The organism is Streptomyces sp. NPDC037273 (genome assembly GCF_055603625.1).
The window spans coordinates 374,861-393,910 of the sequence record NZ_JBVJVO010000001.1; the positions used below are offsets into that span (position 1 = coordinate 374,861).

Annotated in this window: 14 protein-coding genes; 6 read left to right on the forward strand and 8 right to left on the reverse strand. The window is 74.7% G+C overall.

The window, feature by feature from the left end; translation table 11 throughout:
• The first annotated feature begins 66 nt into the window (after positions 1–66).
• Positions 67–2,487: an ATP-binding cassette domain-containing protein gene (locus ACZ7G1_RS01670; RefSeq protein ID WP_470877599.1), complete on the forward strand. Its 2,421-nt coding sequence runs from the start codon at positions 67–69 to the stop codon at positions 2,485–2,487.
• Between the two features lie 20 nt (positions 2,488–2,507).
• Here ACZ7G1_RS01670 and ACZ7G1_RS01675 read toward each other — a convergent pair whose 3' ends face one another.
• On the reverse strand, positions 2,508–3,722 hold the full coding sequence (locus ACZ7G1_RS01675) for a D-alanyl-D-alanine carboxypeptidase family protein (RefSeq protein ID WP_470877600.1): 1,215 nt from the start codon (positions 3,720–3,722) through the stop codon (positions 2,508–2,510).
• A gap of 369 nt (positions 3,723–4,091) precedes the next feature.
• Between ACZ7G1_RS01675 and ACZ7G1_RS01680 the strand changes: the two genes are divergently transcribed.
• Positions 4,092–6,053 carry a potassium channel family protein gene (locus ACZ7G1_RS01680; RefSeq protein ID WP_470877710.1) on the forward strand — a complete coding sequence of 654 codons (1,962 nt, stop codon included), beginning with the start codon at positions 4,092–4,094 and terminating at the stop codon, positions 6,051–6,053.
• A 127-nt stretch (positions 6,054–6,180) separates the two neighbouring features.
• Positions 6,181–7,386, forward strand: a complete 1,206-nt coding sequence (locus tag ACZ7G1_RS01685; protein ID WP_470877711.1) for a cytochrome P450 family protein — start codon at positions 6,181–6,183, stop codon at positions 7,384–7,386.
• 34 nt (positions 7,387–7,420) lie between these two features.
• Here ACZ7G1_RS01685 and ACZ7G1_RS01690 read toward each other — a convergent pair whose 3' ends face one another.
• From ACZ7G1_RS01690 to ACZ7G1_RS01710, 5 genes are all read right to left on the reverse strand, one after another.
• Positions 7,421–7,666: a hypothetical protein gene (locus ACZ7G1_RS01690; protein WP_470877601.1), complete on the reverse strand. Its 246-nt coding sequence runs from the start codon at positions 7,664–7,666 to the stop codon at positions 7,421–7,423.
• A 62-nt stretch (positions 7,667–7,728) separates the two neighbouring features.
• On the reverse strand, positions 7,729–8,205 hold the full coding sequence (locus ACZ7G1_RS01695; protein ID WP_470877602.1) for an NUDIX hydrolase: 477 nt from the start codon (positions 8,203–8,205) through the stop codon (positions 7,729–7,731).
• 56 nt (positions 8,206–8,261) lie between these two features.
• A complete protein-coding gene (locus ACZ7G1_RS01700; protein WP_470877603.1) occupies positions 8,262–9,467 on the reverse strand; it encodes an FAD-dependent oxidoreductase in 1,206 nt (401 codons plus the stop codon).
• Positions 9,464–10,882, reverse strand: coding sequence for an FAD-dependent oxidoreductase (locus ACZ7G1_RS01705; protein ID WP_470877604.1), 1,419 nt, complete (start codon positions 10,880–10,882; stop codon positions 9,464–9,466). Before ACZ7G1_RS01705 ends, ACZ7G1_RS01700 begins: the two co-directional genes overlap by 4 nt.
• Entirely contained in the window at positions 10,882–12,345 is a 1,464-nt protein-coding gene (locus ACZ7G1_RS01710; RefSeq protein ID WP_470877605.1) for an FGGY family carbohydrate kinase, read from the reverse strand. The genes ACZ7G1_RS01705 and ACZ7G1_RS01710 overlap by 1 nt, the downstream gene beginning before the upstream one ends.
• Before the next feature lie 301 nt (positions 12,346–12,646).
• On the opposite strand from ACZ7G1_RS01710, the gene ACZ7G1_RS01715 reads away from it, so the two are divergent.
• Both ACZ7G1_RS01715 and ACZ7G1_RS01720 read left to right on the forward strand, forming a co-directional pair.
• Entirely contained in the window at positions 12,647–13,621 is a 975-nt protein-coding gene (locus tag ACZ7G1_RS01715; protein ID WP_470877606.1) for a hypothetical protein, read from the forward strand.
• Between the two features lie 63 nt (positions 13,622–13,684).
• Entirely contained in the window at positions 13,685–15,217 is a 1,533-nt protein-coding gene (locus ACZ7G1_RS01720) for an amino acid permease (protein WP_470877607.1), read from the forward strand.
• 63 nt (positions 15,218–15,280) lie between these two features.
• Here ACZ7G1_RS01720 and ACZ7G1_RS01725 read toward each other — a convergent pair whose 3' ends face one another.
• On the reverse strand, positions 15,281–16,048 hold the full coding sequence (locus ACZ7G1_RS01725; RefSeq protein ID WP_470877608.1) for a GntR family transcriptional regulator: 768 nt from the start codon (positions 16,046–16,048) through the stop codon (positions 15,281–15,283).
• 184 nt (positions 16,049–16,232) lie between these two features.
• Here ACZ7G1_RS01725 and ACZ7G1_RS01730 point away from each other — a divergent pair, with 184 nt between their 5' ends.
• Positions 16,233–17,573, forward strand: coding sequence for a DUF2252 domain-containing protein (locus ACZ7G1_RS01730; protein WP_471203926.1), 1,341 nt, complete (start codon positions 16,233–16,235; stop codon positions 17,571–17,573).
• A 34-nt stretch (positions 17,574–17,607) separates the two neighbouring features.
• Here the strand turns inward: ACZ7G1_RS01730 and ACZ7G1_RS01735 are convergent, their stop codons facing one another.
• Positions 17,608–18,999: an FAD-dependent oxidoreductase gene (locus ACZ7G1_RS01735; RefSeq protein WP_470877610.1), complete on the reverse strand. Its 1,392-nt coding sequence runs from the start codon at positions 18,997–18,999 to the stop codon at positions 17,608–17,610.
• Positions 19,000–19,050: the final 51 nt, after the last annotated feature.

Sequence of the window (19,050 nt, forward strand, 5' to 3'; positions counted from 1 at the left end):
TCGCGCGCCGGCCCCGCACCGGGCGCGCCGGCCCACGCTTCGGCCCGCCCGGCGGATGGAGACACGATGGCGACCAAGGCGCGCAGGACGGACAGCGCGAGGAAAGGGACCGCGAAGGCAGCCGGAGGGAGCCCGGCCCCGCACGCCGCCGACCGGCAGAACATGATCCGGGTGCACGGGGCGCGGGTGAACAACCTCAAGGACGTCAGCATCGAGATCCCCAAGCGCCGCCTCACCGTCTTCACCGGCGTCTCCGGATCGGGCAAGAGCTCCCTGGTGTTCGACACCATCGCCGCCGAGTCACAGCGGCTCATCAACGAGACGTACAGCGCCTTCGTCCAGGGCTTCATGCCGACGCTCGCCCGCCCCGAGGTCGACGTCCTCGAAGGCCTCACCACGGCGATCATCGTCGACCAGCAGCGCCTCGGCGCCGACCCCCGCTCCACCGTCGGCACCGCCACCGACGCCAACGCCATGCTCCGCATCCTCTTCAGCCGCCTCGGGAAGCCGCACATCGGCCCGCCCAGCGCCTACGCCTTCAACGTCCCCTCCGTCCGCGCCAGCGGCGCCATCACCGTCGAACGCGGCACCAAGAAGGCCGTCAAGGCGACCTTCAGCCGCACCGGCGGCATGTGCCCCCGTTGCGAGGGCCGCGGCACGGTCTCCGACATCGACCTCACCCAGCTGTACGACGACACCAAATCGCTCGCCGACGGCGCCCTCACCATCCCCGGCTACACCACGGGCGGCTGGAACTACCGCCTCTACAGCGAGTCGGGCCTCGTCGACCCCGACAAGCCCATCCGCCGGTACACCAAACGGGAACTCCACGACTTCCTCCACCACGAGCCGGAGAGAATGAAGATCGCCGGCATCAACATGACCTACGAGGGACTCGTCCCGCGCATCCAGAAGTCCTTCCTGGCCAAGGACAAGGAAGGCATGCAGCCGCACATCCGCGCCTTCGTCGAGCGCGCCGTCACCTTCACCACCTGCCCCGACTGCGACGGCACCCGCCTCGCAGAGGGAGCCAGGGCGTCCAAGATCAAGCGGAAGAGCATCGCCGACATCTGCGCGATGCAGATCAGCGACCTCGCCGACTGGGTCCGCGGCCTCGACGAACCCTCCGTCGCACCGCTGCTCACCGCGCTCCGCGAGACCCTCGACTCCTTCGTCGAGATCGGCCTCGGCTACCTCTCCCTCGACCGGCCCTCGGGCACGCTCTCCGGCGGCGAGGCCCAGCGCGTCAAGATGATCCGCCACCTCGGCTCCTCCCTCACCGACGTCACCTACGTCTTCGACGAACCCACCACCGGCCTGCACCCCCACGACATCAACCGCATGAACGACCTCCTCCTGCGGCTGCGCGACAAGGGCAACACGGTGCTCGTCGTCGAACACAAACCGCAGACCATCGCGATCGCCGACCACGTCGTCGACCTCGGCCCCGGCGCCGGCACGGCCGGCGGCACCGTCTGCTTCGAGGGGACCGTCGACGGCCTCCGCGACGGCGACACCGTCACCGGCCGCCACTTCGGCGACCGCGCCGCCCTCAAGGACACCGTGCGCGAACCCACCGGCGCGCTGGAGATCCGGGGCGCGACCGCCCACAACCTCCGCAAGGTCGACGTCGACATCCCGCTCGGCGTGCTCTGCGTGGTCACCGGCGTCGCCGGCTCCGGCAAGAGCTCCCTCGTCCACGGATCCGTCCCGGCCGGCGAGGAGGTCGTCTCGGTCGACCAGAGCCCGATCCGCGGCTCGCGCCGCAGCAACCCGGCGACGTACACCGGCCTGCTCGACCCCATCCGCAAGGCGTTCGCCAAGGCCAACGGCGTCAAGCCCGCCCTGTTCAGCGCCAACTCCGAAGGCGCCTGCCCCACCTGCAACGGCGCCGGCGTCATCTACACCGACCTCGCCATGATGGCCGGCGTCGCGAGCACCTGCGAGGACTGCGAGGGCAAGCGGTTCCAGGCCTCGGTGCTCGAATACCACCTGGGCGGCCGCGACATCAGCGAGGTCCTCGCGATGCCGGTCGACGAGGCCGAGGAGTTCTTCGGCGCCGGCGAGGCCCGCACCCCCGCCGCCCAGCGCATCCTGGAACGCCTCTCCGACGTCGGCCTCGGCTACGTCTCCCTCGGCCAACCGCTCACCACCCTCTCCGGCGGCGAACGGCAACGGCTCAAGCTGGCCACGCACATGGCCGAGAAGGGCGGCGTCTACGTCCTCGACGAGCCGACCACCGGCCTCCACCTCGCCGACGTCGAACAGCTCCTCGGCCTGCTCGACCGGCTCGTCGACTCCGGCAAGTCCGTCATCGTCGTCGAACACCACCCCGCCGTCATGGCCCACGCCGACTGGATCATCGACCTCGGCCCCGGCGCCGGCCACGACGGCGGCCGCGTCGTCTACCAGGGCCCGCCCGCCGACCTCGTCTCCCGCCGCTCCACCCTCACCGGCGAACACCTCGCCGAGTACGTCGGCGCCTGACCCGACGGCGGGCGCACCCCTCAACCCCGGTGCGCCGCCCTGCGCCGCCACCCCCACAGCCCGATCGCCGCCGCGCACGCCGAGGCGACCAGAGCCAGCGGCAGCCCGGCCGAGACACCCGACGGCGCCTCCTCGTCCCCCGGCGCCGCCACGGCCTCGGCACCGTGCGCCGGACCGGCCGCCGGCGCGCCGCCTCCCGCCACGGCGACGGCACGGGCGGCGCCCGGACCCGCGGCCTCCTTCGCCGGAGCCGGGAGCAGCGAGCCCACCGGCCGGACCTTCGACGCGGCGTCGAAGCCCCAGTCGAGGAGCGAGCGGGCCTCCTCGTACACGGCGAGGCCACCACCGTCCTGCGGGTTCATGACGGACACGACCAGCGTGCGGTCGCCCCGCTTGGCCGCCGAGATCAGGGTGTTGCCCGCGTTGCTGGTGTAGCCGTTCTTGATGCCGAGGAGGCCGGGGTAGCGGGCCACGCCGTCCGCGCCGGTGAGCAGCCGGTTGGTGTTGGCGATGCCGTACGACCACGACCCGGCCGGGAAGTCGGCGTACGGGGTCGAGCAGTACCGGGTGAACTCGGCGTCCTGGAGCCCGGCCCGCCCGAAGAGCGCCAGGTCGTACGCGGAGGACACCTGACCGGGGGCGTCGTAGCCGTCGGGGGAGACCACATGGGTGTCGCGGGCCCCGAGGGACCTGGCCTTCTCCTGCATCTGGCGGGCCATCGAGTCCCAGCCGCCGTTCATCGCGGCCAGCACGTGCACGGCGTCGTTCCCGGAGCTGAGGAAGACCCCGTTCCACAGGTCCGAGACCTTGTACGTGTACCCCTCCTTGACCCCGACCAGGCTGCTGCCGTCCCCGATCCCCGTCAGCTCGGCATCGGCCACCGTGTGCCGTTCGGAGGGTTCGTGGTGGGGGAGCGCGGTGAGGGCGAACAGCGTCTTCAGGGTGCTGGCCGGCGGCATCCGCCGGTGCGCGTTCCGCGCGGCGAGCACCTCGCCCGTCGAGGCGTCCGCCACCACCCACGACAGCGCCGACACCGAAGGGACCCGGGGCGCGCCCCGCAGCGGCTGCACCTGGGTACCCGGCCGGTCGAGCCGGGCGGGATCGACGTACTGCCGTGCGGGCGGGGTGGGTTCACCGATCCAGGCGCAGGAGGCGACGGCCGCCGAACTCGGCAGCAGGAGCAGCAGCGCCGCGGTCCCGGCGCAGACATGACGGACAGCTGACGTGACGATCATTCGGTCACCGTAGGAAGGCGGTGCCGAACCCGCAGACCGGAGTGCGCCGACCGGCGTAGCGAACGAGCCCTACGGCGGCGCGTCGTGCGTCCGCCCGGGTGGCGCAAGGCCGCCCGGACCGCTGTCGGTGGCGCAGGGCATTCTTGTGACGTGCCCTCACACCCGCAGCAGAGCAACGCCGTTCCGGCCGACGGCGAAGGAAGCGGCCCTACCGCGCCGCCCCCCAGGCCCCTGCCAGGACCCGCCCGGCCGCCCGCCCCCGGCGCCGCCGGGCCCCACGGCGTGCCCGCCCCCGCCCCGGGCGCAGCGGGCCCCTTCGGGGCGCCCGCCCTCCGGGGCGACCGGCAGCCGCGCGCCGCCGCCGGGCACATGCTCGTCTGCGGCGACGACGCCCTCGCCCACCGCCTCGCGCGCGAACTCCACGAGGTGTACGGCGAGCGGGTCACCCTCCTGGTGCCGGCACCGCCCGAAGCGCCCCGCGCGCCCGCCGCCCGGACCGGCCGCGCGCTGGCCCTGTTCGGCCGGGTGACCGCCGCCGTCACCCGCACCACCGCGGCCGGTCCGGCGACGGCCGGCGGCGACGGCGAAGCCCCGGGCACCCTGCGGATCGTGGAGGCCGCCGACGCGGACGACCGGGCCCTGACGGACGCCGGCGTGGAGCGGGCCGCCGCGCTCGCGCTCGTCCACGAGGACGACGAGACCAACATCCGGGCCGCGCTCACCGCCCGCCGCCTCAACCCCCGAGTGCGCCTGGTCATCCGGCTCTACAACCGCAAGCTGGGCCAGCACCTCGAAACGCTCCTCGACCAGGCGGCCGCCGTCGCCGAACCGGGCCTCGACCCCGAGAAGCTCGACGCCGCCACCACGGTCCTGTCCGACGTCGACACCGCCGCACCCGGGCTCGCCGCGGCCGCCGTCGCGGGAACCAGCAAGGTCGTGCAGGCGGGCGGGCTACTGTTCCACGCGGTCGACCGGCCGCCCCGCGCGGGCGAGGCGCCCGACCCCGGCCTCTGCACCCTGGCGCTGCTCTCGGCCACCGCCGGCGACCCGGCGGGCTGCGAGGGGTCCGAACGCAGCGGCGACGCCGGCCCCCGGCTCCTCCCCGACGACCGCACGGTGGCCGCCGCCGCCGGCCGCGCCGCCGTCACCCTCGAAGCCGTCACACCGGCGGCCCAGGCCCCGCCGACGGGCCGCCTGGCCGCCTCGGCCCTGCCCGTCGCCTCCCTCTTCTCCCGCCGCCTCCGCTGGTCGCTCGCCGGAGCCGCCGGCGCCGTCCTCGCGCTCGCCCTCGCCTCCACGTTCACCACCGGCGACCACCCCCTGCACGCCGCCTATCTGACGCTGCTCGACATCTTCGCCATCGGGGACCCGGCCGTCGGCGAGCCGACGAGCCGCCAGCTGCTCCAGATCCTCGCCGGGTTCGTCGGGCTGCTCCTGCTGCCGGTGATCGTCGCCGCCCTCCTCGAAGGCCTCGGCACCTTCCGCACGGCGACCACCCTGCGCCGCCCGCCCCGCGGCCTCTCCGGGCACGTCGTCCTCCTCGGCCTCGGCAAGGTCGGCACCCGGGTCCTGGCCCGGCTCCGCCGGCTCGGCATCCCCGTGGTCTGCGTCGAGTCCGACCCGGAGGCCCGCGGCATCGCCGTCGCCCGCCGGCTGCGCGTCCCCACCGTCATCGGCGACGTCACGGAGGAAGGCGTCCTCGAGGCAGCCCGAATCCACCGCGCCCACGCCCTGCTCGCCCTGACCAGCGTCGACATCACCAACCTGGAGGCCGCGCTCTCCGCCCGCTCCGTCACCCCGGACCTCCGGATCGTGCTGCGCCTCTACGACGACGACTTCTCCACCGCCGTCTTCCGCACCCTGCGCACCGCCCACCCCACCGCCGTCACCCGCAGCCGCAGCGTCTCCCACCTCGCCGCGCCCGCCTTCGCCGGCGCCATGATGGGCCGCCAGATCCTCGGCGCGGTCCCCGTCGAGCGCCGCGTCCTGCTCTTCGCCGCCGTGGACGTCGCCGCCCACCCCCTCCTCGACGGCCGCACGGTCGCCGACGCCTTCGTCCCCGGCGCCTGGCGGGTCATCGCCCTCGACGGCACCCAGGGGCGTACGAACCCCGGAGCGGCGGCCACGGACCAGAGCTGGCGGCTGCCACCGGAGCGGGTCCTCGTCCCCGGGGACCGGGTCGTCGTCGCCGCCACCCGCCGCGGCCTGGCCGAACTCCTCGGCCGAAGCGGCCCCGGCGGCCACAGCGACCCCGGCGGCCACAGCGGCCACAGCGGTCCGCCGGCTCGCGGCGAGGCGGGGCACAACTCCACACGAACGACCACCGGTTGACCGGTCGGCTCGTCGACCGGAGGCCCTAGGATCTGACCGCCCGCGAGCCGAACGGTCCGCATCCGCAGTCAGGAGTCCCTTCTTGAACACACCGCACAGCTCCGCCCCGGACCGCACCCCGTACCGCATGGACGCGGCGGGCGGCTGCCCGCACGCGGCGAACGCGCGGCTGCTCGCCGAGGGCGCCGTCACCCCGGTGATCCTGCCCGGCGAGATCGAGGGCATGGCGGTCCTCGGCCACGACGCCCTGCGGGACTTCCTCACCCACCCCGACGTCGCCAAGGCCCCGCACCACTTCACCGCGCTCGCCGAAGGACGCATACCCGAAGGCTGGCCGCTGCTGACCTTCGCCACCGTGCCCGGCATGACCACCGCCGACGGCGCCGACCACCGGCGACTGCGGACCCTGGTCAGCAGCGCGTTCACCGCCCGGCGGGTCGAGCGGCTCCGCCCGCGCGTGGAGGCGGTCACCGCGGGACTGCTCGACCGGCTCGCCGACGCCGCCCACGACGGTGACGGCGTCGCCGACCTGCGCCGCAACTACGCGCTTCCGCTGCCGCTCGGCGTCATCTGCGAACTCCTCGGCGTCGACCCCGTCCACCAGGACCGGCTGCACCAGCTGACCAGCCTGGTCGTCGCCACCGACACCGGGCCCGAGCAGTCCGTCGCCACCAACCGCGAACTCGCCGAGCTCCTCGGCTCCATCGCCGCGGCCAAGGCCGCCGCCCCCGGCGACGACCTCATCAGCGCCCTCATCGCCGCCCGGGACGAGGGCGGCGACAAGCTCAGCCAGCCCGAGCTCATCGGCACCCTGGTCCTGATGATCATCGCGGGCCACGAGACCACCCTGAACCTCGTCACCAACGCCGTCCGGGCGCTCTGCGCCCACCGGGACCAGCTCGCCCTCGTCGTCGAGGGCCGCGCCACCTGGGCGGACGTGGTGGAGGAGACCCTCCGCTGGGACAGCCCGGTCAGCTCCTTCCCGTTCCGCTACCCCACCCGCGACCTGACGGTCGACGGCACCCTCATCCCCCGGGGCACCCCCGTCCTCGCCGGATACTCGGCGGCCGGCCGTGACACGAAGGCGCACGGCCCGGACGCCGACCGCTTCGACATCACCCGCACCCCGACGGTGAAGCACCTCTCCCTCGGCCACGGCCCCCACTACTGCCTGGGCGCGCCGCTCGCCCGGATGGAGGCCGAGATCGCCCTGGAAGCGCTGTTCACCCGCTTCCCCGGCCTCGACCTCGCCGTCCCCGAGAGCGAGCTGACCCGCCACGCCGGCTTCGTCGGCAACAGCGTCCGCGCCCTCCCCGTCCGCCCGGGAGCCTGACGCCCGCCGGTGACTCCCCCGGGGGCGCCCCGGCTCAGCCGGTGCGCCCCCACACCGTCGCGGGGGAGGCCCGCAAGGAGGAGACGATCCGCAGGAGCCGGTCCTCGTTGCCGGAGAGGCCCGCGGCGCGCAGCGCCTCGTCCGCCTCCGCCATCGGATGGGTGAGCATCACCCCCGCGTACGGGGCGAGCTGCGGGTCGGTCAGCACGGCCTGGGTGGACTCCAGCAGACGCAGGTACGCCTGGGCCGCCGCGCGCTCGGTTGCGGTGAACGTGGTCATGTCGGGCTCCCTCTCGACAGTTCGGCGCTCACCACCCTCTCGCACGGGTCTGACAATCGGGCTCAGCCCCGCCCGTCGAGGTGCTCGCGCAGCCGTTCAAGAAAGACCCGCTGCCCTGTGACCAGCAGCGGAGCGGCCGTCTCGGGGGCGAACCAGCCCACCCGGTCGATCTCGGGGAACTCCGCCATGACACCCGACCGGGGCGGCCACTCCATCCTGAAGGTGCCCGGAACGACCCGCTCCAGGTCGATATCGCCCTCGACGGCCCAGATGGTGACGAGCTTTCCGTTCCGCTGCCTGGCCTCGCCGAGCGGCACCCACTCGCCGTCCGGCGCCGCGAGCCCCAGCTCCTCGAGGAACTCCCGCCGCGCCGCGTCCTCGGGCGTCTCGTCGGGCTCGTACTGCCCCTTGGGAATCGACCAGGCCTCCTCCTCGCGGGACTCCCAGAAGGGCCCGCCCATATGACCGATCAGTACCTCGACGCCCTCGTCCGCCGTGCGACGGAAGACCAGAAGACCCGCGCTGCGTTTGTCCGCCATGCGCCCCAGTGTGGCCGACCGCCGCGGCCGCCGCAGCGCCGCCCGCACCGGGGCGTTCACTCCTCGGCGGTCACCACCACCGCCCCGCCCCCGAGGTCCACCCCCTCGGTCCACCGCTCCCCGAGCCGCGTCGACCGCCACGGCACCAGCGTCCCCGCCACCCGTTCCCGCCGGAGCGGCACACCGTCCTGGCGCACGGTCAGCACCGGCCGCACCAGCCGCCGCTCCGGCCGTACGAGCAGGGGGACGGGCTCCGGGCCGAGCAGGCCGGGCGTCAGCCACCGCAGCGGCCCCGCGCCCGACACCGGGACCCCGTGGGCCGGCCAGGGGCGGCCGCCGAGCCAGGCCAGAACCGCGTCGGTCACCGCGCGCCCTTCGGCGGCGGCCCGCCGGGCGGACTCCCCGCCGTGCAGCAGGTTGCCGACGGCGAACACCCCGGGTTCGGCGGTGCGGAGGCCACCGTCCGTCACCGGGCCACGGCTGCCGGCCGCGAGCGGCACGCCCCGCAGCCTGGCCAGTTCGTGGTCGGGGATCCAGTCGCCGGTGAACACCACGGTGTCGCAGCGCAGGACGGCCGCGCGCCCGTCCGCTCCCCTGACCGCGACGCCGGTCAGCCGGCCGCGTCCGATCAGCTCCGTCACGACCGCGCCCCCGAGCACGGGCACACCGACCGTGAGCCGACCGCCGGTCCCGGGCGGTGCGACCACCGCCGCCACCGCCACCCCGGCCTCGCGCAGCGTACGGACCGCGTGCCCGGCCACCGGATCGCCGCCGACCACCACCGCCCGCCGCCCGACGCGCTCCGGCCGCGGCCCGAACCGGGCGACGGTCCGCTGGAGCTCACCGGTGGTCAGCACACCCGCGGGCCGCGTCCCCGGCACGAGACGGGCGCTGCGGGGCCGTTCGCGGGCCCCGGTCGCCAGGACGACCGCGCGGGCCCGGATCGTCTCGGGTCCGGTCGGCGCGGTGACCTCCAGGCTCAGGGGTCCGGCCCAGCCGGTGGCCGACACGCCGGTACGGACGGTGGCCCCCGCCCGGGAGGCCGCCCGGGCCGCGCGACGGGCGTAGGCCGGGCCGTCCAGCGGGCGCCCGAGGGCGTCGGCGCCGAAGCCGGGCCGGGCGCAGTGCCGGGGCACACCGCCCGGGGCCGCGTCCCGCTCCAGGACCTCGACGCGGCCCGCGCCCGCCGCCGCGAGCCCGGTGGCGGCGGCGAGCCCGGCGGGGCCCGCGCCCACCACGAGGACGTCGACCGTGCGGATCACCGGGCCCCCTCCCCGTACTCCTCGCTCAGCGCGCGCAGTTCGGCGCCGCAGTGGTGGCCCTGGCAGCGTCCGCCGCGGGCGCGGGTCCTGCGGCGGAGCCCGTCGGGGCCCGCAGGGGGGATCGTGGAGGCGTACGCGGCCCGGATCTCGCCGCGGGTCACCCGCTCGCAGTGACAGACGATCGCGCCGAACTCGGGGTCGCGGGCGATGAGCCGGGCGTCGCGGTAGGGGCGGGGGAAGGCCTCGCCGAGGTTCGGCATGCGGACCGGGGCGAGGGGCCGCTCGGGGCCCGGGTCGAGTCCGCCGTCGGCGAGCAGGCCGAGCACGTGGTCGGCGATGGCCAGGGAGGCGGTGAGGCCGGTGGAGCGGATGCCGCCCGCCGTCACGTACCGCAGAGCGGGGTGGGCGGCGATCCGGTAGTCCTCGCGGCCGGTGGCGGCCCGCAGCCCGGCGTACCCGGCCGTGACCTCCTCGTCGAGCAGCGCCGGGAGGATCCGGCCGCCCTGTTCGCGCAGCCCGGCGAGGCCTTCGGCGGTCGTGCCGGTGGCCGTCTTGTCGTCCAGCTCCTCGGCGGTGGGCCCGAGGATCACGTTCCCGTACACGGTCGGCGAGACGAGCACGCCCTTGCCGAGCGGTCCCGGGACGGGCAGCAGGATGTGCCGGACGAGGTCGCGGGCGAACTTGTCGAAGACGAGCAGCTGGCCCCTGCGCGGGGTGACCTCGAAGTCCGCGCGCCCGAGCAGCGCGTCGAAGCCGTCGGCGTACAGTCCGCAGGCGTTGACCAGGTGCCGGGCCCTGAGCACCCCGCGCCGGGTGACGAGCCGGTGGTACGGGTCCCCCGGACGCACCCTCTCCACGCGGGAGTTCAGATGCAGGTCCACTCCGGAGCGCACGGCCTGCGTCGCGTACGCCAGGGTCGTCGTCCACGGGCAGATGACCGACTCGCCTGGTACCTGGAGCGCGGCGAGCGCCCCGGCGGCCAAGTGCGGCTCCCGTACGGCGAGTTCCTTGGCCGAGAGCAGTCGGGTCGTGCGGTGGCCGTTGCGTTCGGCCTTCTCGCGCAGGCGGGGGAGGGCGGCGTGCTGTTCCTCGTCCCAGGCGATCAGGAGCGCGCCGAGCGGCTCCACGGCGATGCCCGCCTGTCGCGCGTACGCGTCGAGCAGCCGGTGGCCCTCGCGGACGAGCCGGGCCTCCAGGGTTCCGGGGGCCGCGTCGAAACCGGTGTGCAGGATGGCGGTGTTGGCCTTCGACGTACCGTCCCCGACGTCGTTCGAGGCCTCCACGAGCGCGACCCGCAGCGGGTGGCGGGCGAGCGCGCGGGCGATCGCGCAGCCGACGACGCCCGCGCCGACGACCACGACGTCGTACGCCGCGGCCTCGCCGCCCGGCAGCGGCCCCGTCCGCGTGACGCCCATCAGGCGGCGCCCGGGGCGTCGCCGGCTCCGTGCCGTGCGAGCAGCGTCGACACCTCCGTGCGGAACCGGGCGAGCCGCGCGGCCGCCTCGTCGCGCGAGATCCGCGGCTCGTACACGGCCGAGGGCTTCCACTCCGGCACGGCCTCCCCGAGCGTGAGTCCCGGGTGGCGGCCGAGCCTGGCCACCGCGCCCACGCCGAGCGCGGTGGCGTCCGGTGACGAGGAGACCTCGACGGGGAGCTGCAGCAGATCGGCCTGGGTCTGCATCAGCAGCGCGGACCGGGTCAGGCCCCCGTCGGCCCGCAGCGCGGACGGCGGCGCGCCCCGCTCGTCGGCGGCGGCCGAGGCCAGCTCCGCGACCTGGGCGGCGATCCCCTCGCACAGCGCGCGGACCAGGTGGCCCGGTCCGGTGTCGAGGCCGAGTCCGGTGAGCGAGCCGCGCACGTCACCGCGCCACCAGGGCGCGGCGAGTCCCGCGAAGGCAGGCACGAAGGTGACTCCACCGGCGTCCGGTACGGCCCCGCCGACGGCGTCGAGCTCCTCTGCGCCGGAGATGACGCCGAGGTCGGTGAGCCAGCGGACGGCCGAGGCGACCGTGTACACCTGGCCGTCCAGGCAGTGGGTCACGCTGCCGCGGAGCCGCCAGGCGACGCAGCTCACCAGGCCCGAGACGGCCGGCCGCGGCGCGGGTCCGGTCTGCGCGAGGAGGAAGGCCCCGGTGCCGTAGGTGCACTTGACGGCCGCCGGGTCGTCGGCGCTCTGGGCGAGCAGCGCCGCCTGCTGGTCGACGAGGAGGCCGGTGAGCGGCAGCGCGGGACCGAACGCGGTGGTGGTGCCGGCGGGGGAGTCGCAGTCCACGATCCGGGGCAGCCGCTCGCCGCCGAGGCCGTACAGGTCGAGGGCGGTGTCCGACCAGGCGAGCGTGGCGGGATCGAGGAGACCGGTCCGTCCCGCGGTCGCCGCGTCGGTGACGAACGCGCCCGTCAGCCGGTGGACGAGCCAGGAGTCGCTGGTGGTGACGACCCCCGCCCCGGTGGCGTGGCGGCGGATCCAGGCCATCTTCGGCGCGGCGAAGTACGGGTCGACCGGCAGGCCCGTCAGCTCCCGCAGCCGCTCGGCGTGCGGGGCGAGTCCGGCGCAGATCGGGGCCGCCCTGCGGTCCTGCCACACGAGGGCGTCGGTGAGCGGTTCACCGGTGGCCGGGTCCCACGCGAGGACCGTCTCGCCCTGGTTGGCGAGGCCCACCGCCTCGACGCCGGTGCCCGCGTCGGCGAGCGCCGCGCGCCCGGCGGCGACCACGGAGTCGTACAGCTCACGCGGGTCGACCTCGACCAGACCGTCCGGCAGGTAGCGGGGCCGCACGGGCGCCGTGCCGCTGCCGATGACGCCGCGCTCCGGGCAGAGGACGAGGGCCTTCGTGCCCGACGTCCCCTGGTCGACGGCGAGTACCGGGCCGCCTGTCATCGCGCTGCTCCCGTCCCTGGACCGAAGGTGACCGTCCGGTCACCGAAAGGGGTCAGGGTGTCCCGCCGCGGCCCGCTGGTCAAGCGCCGGGAGGAGAGCCCGTCAGGTCCGGCCGCCTACCTGACAGTAAGTCAAATTCAGTCGCTGGCCGGATAGTTACTGTCAGGAAAGAAGGTGGACCGGTCGCCTCCGTCGCCCTCTATAGTGATCGCCGATCACCGGCCGGGACGCCCGCCGTGGGACTGACCACCCCCGCCAGCCACCGAGGACCCATGTCATCCACACCACGCCCCACGCCCTGATGGCCGCGCACGGCTTCCGGCCCGTCTACCACCCCGCGGGCCACGACCACGCGCTCCGCGGCGCCGTCCAGGACTTACGCACCGGCCGCTGGGTGGCCATGGCCCGACTGCTCGACGAGACCACGGGCTGGGACGGCTGGACCCGGCGCACCCAGGTCCTCGCCGCCGTCGCCGCGGGCACCGACGTCGTCCGGACCTGGCGCGCGGAACAGCCCGAGAGCCCCGCCGCCGCCGTCATGCACAGCCGCGTCACCGTCGAACGGGCCGTACGCGCCCACCGCGCCGGCCACCCCCGCACCAGGGAACTCTGGCAGGAGGCCTGGTCCGCCTGCCGCGAGGCCGCCGAACGGTGCCCCGCCGACCCCGTGCCCTGGGTCGGCCTCATCGCCCTCGCCGCCCTCGACGAACGCCAGCGCATGGCCGAGCACCGGCTCACCCCGCCCGCCCCCATGCTGCCGCCCGGCCCCTGGGGCCTCCTCGCCGAGGTCGAGAAGCGCGCCCCGTACAACCGCGAAGCGCACCACCGCATGCTCCAGTTCGTCTACGCCCGGCGCCCCGGACCCCTCTCCGAGGCCGTCAACTACTCCTACTGGGCGTCCTCCGCGGCCCCCGTCGGCTCCGCCCTGCACGCGCTCCCGCTCTACGTCCGCGTCGAGCGCTACCGCCGCGAACGCGGCCACGAACGCGCCCTCGACCTCCACTGGGTCGCCGAGGACGCCGTACGCGACGCCCGCCGCGCCCTCGACGACTGGTTCCTCTTCTGCGCCACCGACGAGGCCTCGCTGCTCGACCTCAACCACCTCGCGCACGCCCTCTTCGGCGCCCTCCGCTTCCCCGACGCGGCCCGGGTCTTCGAGGCGCTCGGCCCCTACTACACCACCCTGCCCTGGGCCTACCGCACCGACCGGCCGGACGACCGCGACCTGGCCGAAGAGGTCTTCCTGCGCGCCCGGGCCCGCTGCCTCGGCGGCTGAACCCCGCCCCGCGCACGCCCCTCGTACACCCCCGCTCACCACCCCGTCCCCCGGAGGTCACCCATGTCCCGCACCGAAGCCCCCGCCGACCCGATACGCAAGCCACCCCCCGTCCAGGACGAGGAGACGCGCCTGAGAGAACTCGGCTACCAGCCGGTCCTCGCCCGCCGCATGAACGGCTTCGGCAACTTCGCCATCAGCTTCTCCGTCATCTCCGTCCTCTCCGGCTGCATGACCCTCTACGGCTTCGGCATGGGCACCGGCGGCCCCGCCGTCATGCTCTGGGGCTGGGCCGGCGTCGGCCTCTTCGTCCTGTGCGTCGGCCTCGCCCTCGCCGAGGTCACCAGCGCCTACCCCACCTCCGGCGCGCTCTACTACATGGCGGACCGGCTCGGCGGACGCCGCTGGGGCTGGTACACGGGCTGGCTCAACCTGCTCGGCCTGCTCGGGGCCATCGCCGGCATCGACTACGGCGCCGCCCTCTTCACCGGCGCCTTCCTCAACCTCCAGTGGGGCTTCGCACCCACCCCCGGCTCCACCTTCCTGATCTTCCTGGCGATCCTGCTGCTCCACGCCGTGCTCAACCTGTACGGCGTCCGCCTGGTCAGCGTGCTCAACTCGATCAGCGTCTGGTGGCACCTGGCCGGCGTGGCCGTCATCGTCGGCGCCCTCGCGATCGTCCCCGACCGCCACCAGTCCGTCGACTTCGTCTTCACCGAGTTCGTCAACGACACCGGCTGGGCCAACCCCTTCTACGTCGCCGCCATCGGCCTGCTCCTCGCCCAGTACACCTTCTCCGGCTACGACGCCTCGGCCCACCTCTCCGAGGAGACCTCCAACGCCTCCGTCACCGCCGCCAAGGGCATCGTGCGGGCCATCTGGGTCTCCTGGATCGCCGGCTTCGCCCTCCTCGCCGGACTGAGCTTCGCCATCCAGGACTACGCCGCCACGCAGAACAGCGCCACCGGCGTCCCGCCCGCCCAGATCCTCCTCGACGCCCTCGGCTCCGGCGGCGCCACCGCCCTGCTGCTCGTCGTCATCGTCGCCCAGCTCTTCTGCGGCAACGCCGAGGTCGCCGCCGCGAGCCGCATGGTCTTCGCCTTCAGTCGCGACAACGCCCTGCCCGGCTCCGCCCTCTGGCGCAAGGTCAGCGCCGGCACCCAGACGCCCGTCCCGGCCGTCTGGCTCGCCGTCGCCGTCGCCGCGCTCCTCGCCGTCCCCTCGCTCTTCTCGCCGACCGCGTACGGAGCCGTCACCGCCATCAACGTCATCGGCATCACGCCCGCCTACGCCATCCCGATCTACCTGCGGCTGCGCGCCGGCGACCGCTTCCCGACCGGCCCCTGGAGCCTCGGCCGCTGGAGCAAGCCGATCGGCTGGACCGCCGTCGTCTGGGTCGCCTTCGTGACCGTCCTCTTCTGCCTCCCGCAGAAGTCCCCGGTCACCGTCGACACCATGAACTACGCCGTGATCGCCCTCGCCGTCGTCCTCGTCCTCGCCACCGTCTGGTGGTACGCCGCCCGCCGCTCCTACGGCACCCCCACCGCCTACGGGACGGCCCGCGAGGAGGCGGAGATCGCGGAGGGCATCGTCTAGAGCCCGGCGCGTCCGCCCCGTGCCAGGTCGGCGAGGCACGGGGCGGCGCGGACGCCGGACGAGTCAGGCGCTGAACTCGTAGGTCCAGGCCGCCGACTGGGCCGAGAAGTCGATGTCGGTGATCTCCAGGGCGTGCCCGTGCTGGTCGCTGACCACCCGGTGCACGAGCAGCCGCGCCGCGCCGCCGGCCGTCGTGGTGGCGGGTCCCGGCGGCACGCCGACCGACTCCCGGTGGGTGATCCGCAGCCCCGCCTGGGCCATCCAGTGGTAGAGCAGGCGCAGATCGGGCTGCCGGTGGCAGTCCTTGCCCCGCCGGTAGCGGGCCAGTTGGGGGATCTCCGTCAGGGCCGGCCGGGAGAACCACGACACGGCCCGCTGGAGGGCCGCCCCGTGCGGTCCGAGCACCACGTGCCGGTGGACCAGCGTCGGCTCGCCGGGGGCGAGGAGCAGCCGGGACGTCAGCGGGGTGGGCGGCGGCTCCCAGGTCAGCGAGGCCCGCACCAGTGCCTCGGCCGCGCGCGGGCCGCCGGGGAAGCTCGGCCGGCGGGCCGTCAGGGCGGCCGGGGCCGGCTCGGCGTCGGCCGGGTCGGCGGACCCGGCGGCGGCGAACGTCCCGCGCCGGTCGGTGACCACAAGCCGCTCGTCCCGGAGCAGCTGGAGCGCGCTGCGGACGGTCTGCCGGTTGACGTGGTAGCGCTGGGCCAGGGAGCGCTCCGACGGAAGCCGGCTGCCCGGGTGGATGCGCCGGTCGGCGAGGTCCTCCCGCAGCGCGGCGGCGACCCGGAGATAGAGCGGTGCTTCCGCCGCCGCTCCGGAATCGGGCTCGGCCATGTTCAACCCTCTCTTCGCTCAACGTGACCACATGGGTCCTGTCGGTGATCAATTCCTATCATTGGTCTAAACCATTTAGCTAGAGTGGTCCGGCAGAGTGGCCGAAACGAGCACCGCGCCTTGTAATGAGGTACCAGGTGACGGGCACGGGACCGCTGCCGCGGAAGAAGGGGGGTGGGGCCGGATGACGACACCGTCGGAGCGCGCCGCACAGGGAAAGGCGGCCCGCAAGCGGGTCTCCCGCTCCTCCCACGGCCGCTGGATACCCAGCTCCCAGCGCCCCGACCCCCTCCATGTCCTGGAACGGCAGTCCGTGGACCGGCTCCCCGACCTCGTCCCCCTCCGCTACGGCAGGATGGCCGTCTCCCCGTTCGCCTTCCTCCGCGGCGCCGCCGCCGTCATGGCCGCCGACCTCGGCGCCCAGCGCCACACCGGACTCACCGTCCAGCTCTGCGGCGACGCCCACCTCCTCAACTTCGGCGTCTACGCCTCACCCGAACGGACGCTCCTCTTCGACGTGAACGACTTCGACGAGACGCTCCCCGGACCCTTCGAATGGGACGTCAAACGGCTCGCCGCCAGCGTCACCGTCGCCGCCCTCCAGAACGGCAGCACCCGACCGAAGGCCCACCGCGCCGCCCTCGTGACCGTCGAGTCCTACCGCACGACCATGCGCCGCCTCGCCGGCCTCGGCGAACTCCCGGTCTGGTACGAGCGGATCGCCGCCGACGACGTCCTCCCCGTCCTCCGCCGCGGCGAACGCGCCCGCTTCACCCGCGGCATCGCCCGCGCCCGCCGCCGCACCAGCCTCCAGGCCCTCGGCAAACTCACCGGCACGGACGACTCCGGCGCCCGCCGCTTCAACGAGGACCCGCCCCTGCTCGAACGGACCACGGACATCGACCGGGTCACCCTCGGCAAGATCTTCAGCGACTACCGCAGCTCGCTCGCCGAGGAACGCCGCGTCCTCCTCGACCGCTACCGCTACGTCGACGCGGCCCGCAAGGTCGTCGGCGTCGGCAGCGTCGGCACCCGCTGCTTCGTCCTCCTCCTCGAAGGACGCGACGCCACCGACCCCCTCATCCTCCAGGTCAAGGAAGCCGGCACCTCCGTCCTGGAGCCGTACCTCGCCCCCTCCGCGTACACCCACCAAGGCCGCCGCGTCGTCTGCGGACAACGCCTCACCCAGGCCGCCAGCGACATCTTCCTCGGCTGGATGACCGGCCCCCAGGAACGCCACTTCTACTGGCGCCAACTGCGCGACATGAAAGGCTCCGCCGAGGTCGAGACCATGTCCCCGGCCACCCTGCGGGACTACGCCCGGCTCTGCGGCCGCGCCCTCGCCCGCGCCCACGCCCGCTCCGGCGACCGCATCGCCATCGCCGCCTACCTCGGCTCCGGCGACGTCTTCGACCGCGCCATCGCCGACTTCTCCCTCGCCTACGCCGGCCAGAACGCCGACGACTACGCCACCCTCGGCGCCGCCATCGCCGCCGGCATGATCACCGCGGCCCCGGGCGCCTGAGGCACCCGGGGCCGCGACCCTCACCCGAACGGCGTCACGCGTCGCGCCGCAGCGGCGGTTCCGCAGGCGTCTCCCTGACCGGCCCGAAGAGCACCGCACGGGCCACCGCCGGGGCGAACAGGGCCGTCAGCGGGGCCGTCAGAGTCAGGGCCGCGCGGAACGGCGCGCCCACGACCGGGTCGCCCGCCGCACGCTCCTGCACCCGGCGCAAGTACCAGCCGACCACCTTGTCCGCCGGGCCCGGCCGCGCCGCGTCACCCGTGGCACCGGGCATCTTCTTGTCGGCGCCCGCCGAGATGTCCCAGGCCTGCTTGGAGGCGTCGAACAGCGCCCGCTGCACCCGCTGAGTCGTCGGCCGCCGCTTCGGATCGGCGAGCGCGCGACGCAGCGCCACCGCGCTCATCGCGGCGACCGCCATGCCCTGCCCGTAGATCGGGTTGAACGCGCAGAGCGCGTCACCCGTGGCCAGGAAACCGGCCGGCCTGCGGCCCGGACGGTCGTACCGGCGCCGGATGTTGGCCGTCCTGCGGAAGCCGTACACCGGCGACTCCGGCTCGGCCCGCGCCAGCCAGTCGCTCACCACCGGGTGCGGCAGCCGCTTCGCGTACTCCTCGAACGCGCCGTCCTCGGTGGGCGGTTCGTCGCCCCGCAGACCGGAGAGCGTCACCAGGTGCCGTCCGTCGCCGAGCGGCAGCACGACACCGCCGTACACCTGGGAGGGGTTGGGCACGAGGTAGTAGCCGACGGCGTCCGTGCCCGCCTCCGCGGCGGGCGAACGGTACACCCGCGTCGCGTACGCCAGACCCGTGTCGAGCGTCTCCTCGTGCGGGGCCTCCGCGCCGATCCCGGCCAGCCAGTCGGCCGCCTTCGTCGACCGCCCCGACGCGTCCACGACCAGATCGGCCTCCAGGACGCGGGCCTCCTTGTCCGCCCCCGCCCCGCGCTCCCGCAGCCGCACACCCCGCACCCGCGAGGAGTCACCGACCAGGCCCACCGTCTCGGTGCCCTCGACCAGCTCGATCCGCGGATCCGCGAGCACCCGCTGCCGCACCAGCCACTCCAGCTGCGGGCGCGGCCCCGTGTAGAAATGCGCGGTCGCCGGCGTCCGGCGGAACCACTGCCCGTTCTGCCACTGCACCATGTCCTCGGGCACCCCCACCTTCGGCGCCCCGAGCTCCCCCAGCTCCGCCATGAACCCCGGCAGCAACTCGTCCAGCGCCCGCTGCCCACCCGCGATCAGCACATGCAGATGCCGCCCCTGCGGCACCCCCGCCCGCGCCTCCTGCCCCTCCGGATACCGGTCCCTCTCCACGACCGTCACCCGCTCCGCGTGCTCCGCCAACACCCGCGCGGCGAGCAGCCCAGCGAGACTTCCCCCGATGACCACCGCATGCCTCATCCCGCGGCGCCCCAACTCGTCGGCCATACCCGCCCTTTCCTCTCGACCACCAACAACCCCCCAGTATCCACACCCCCA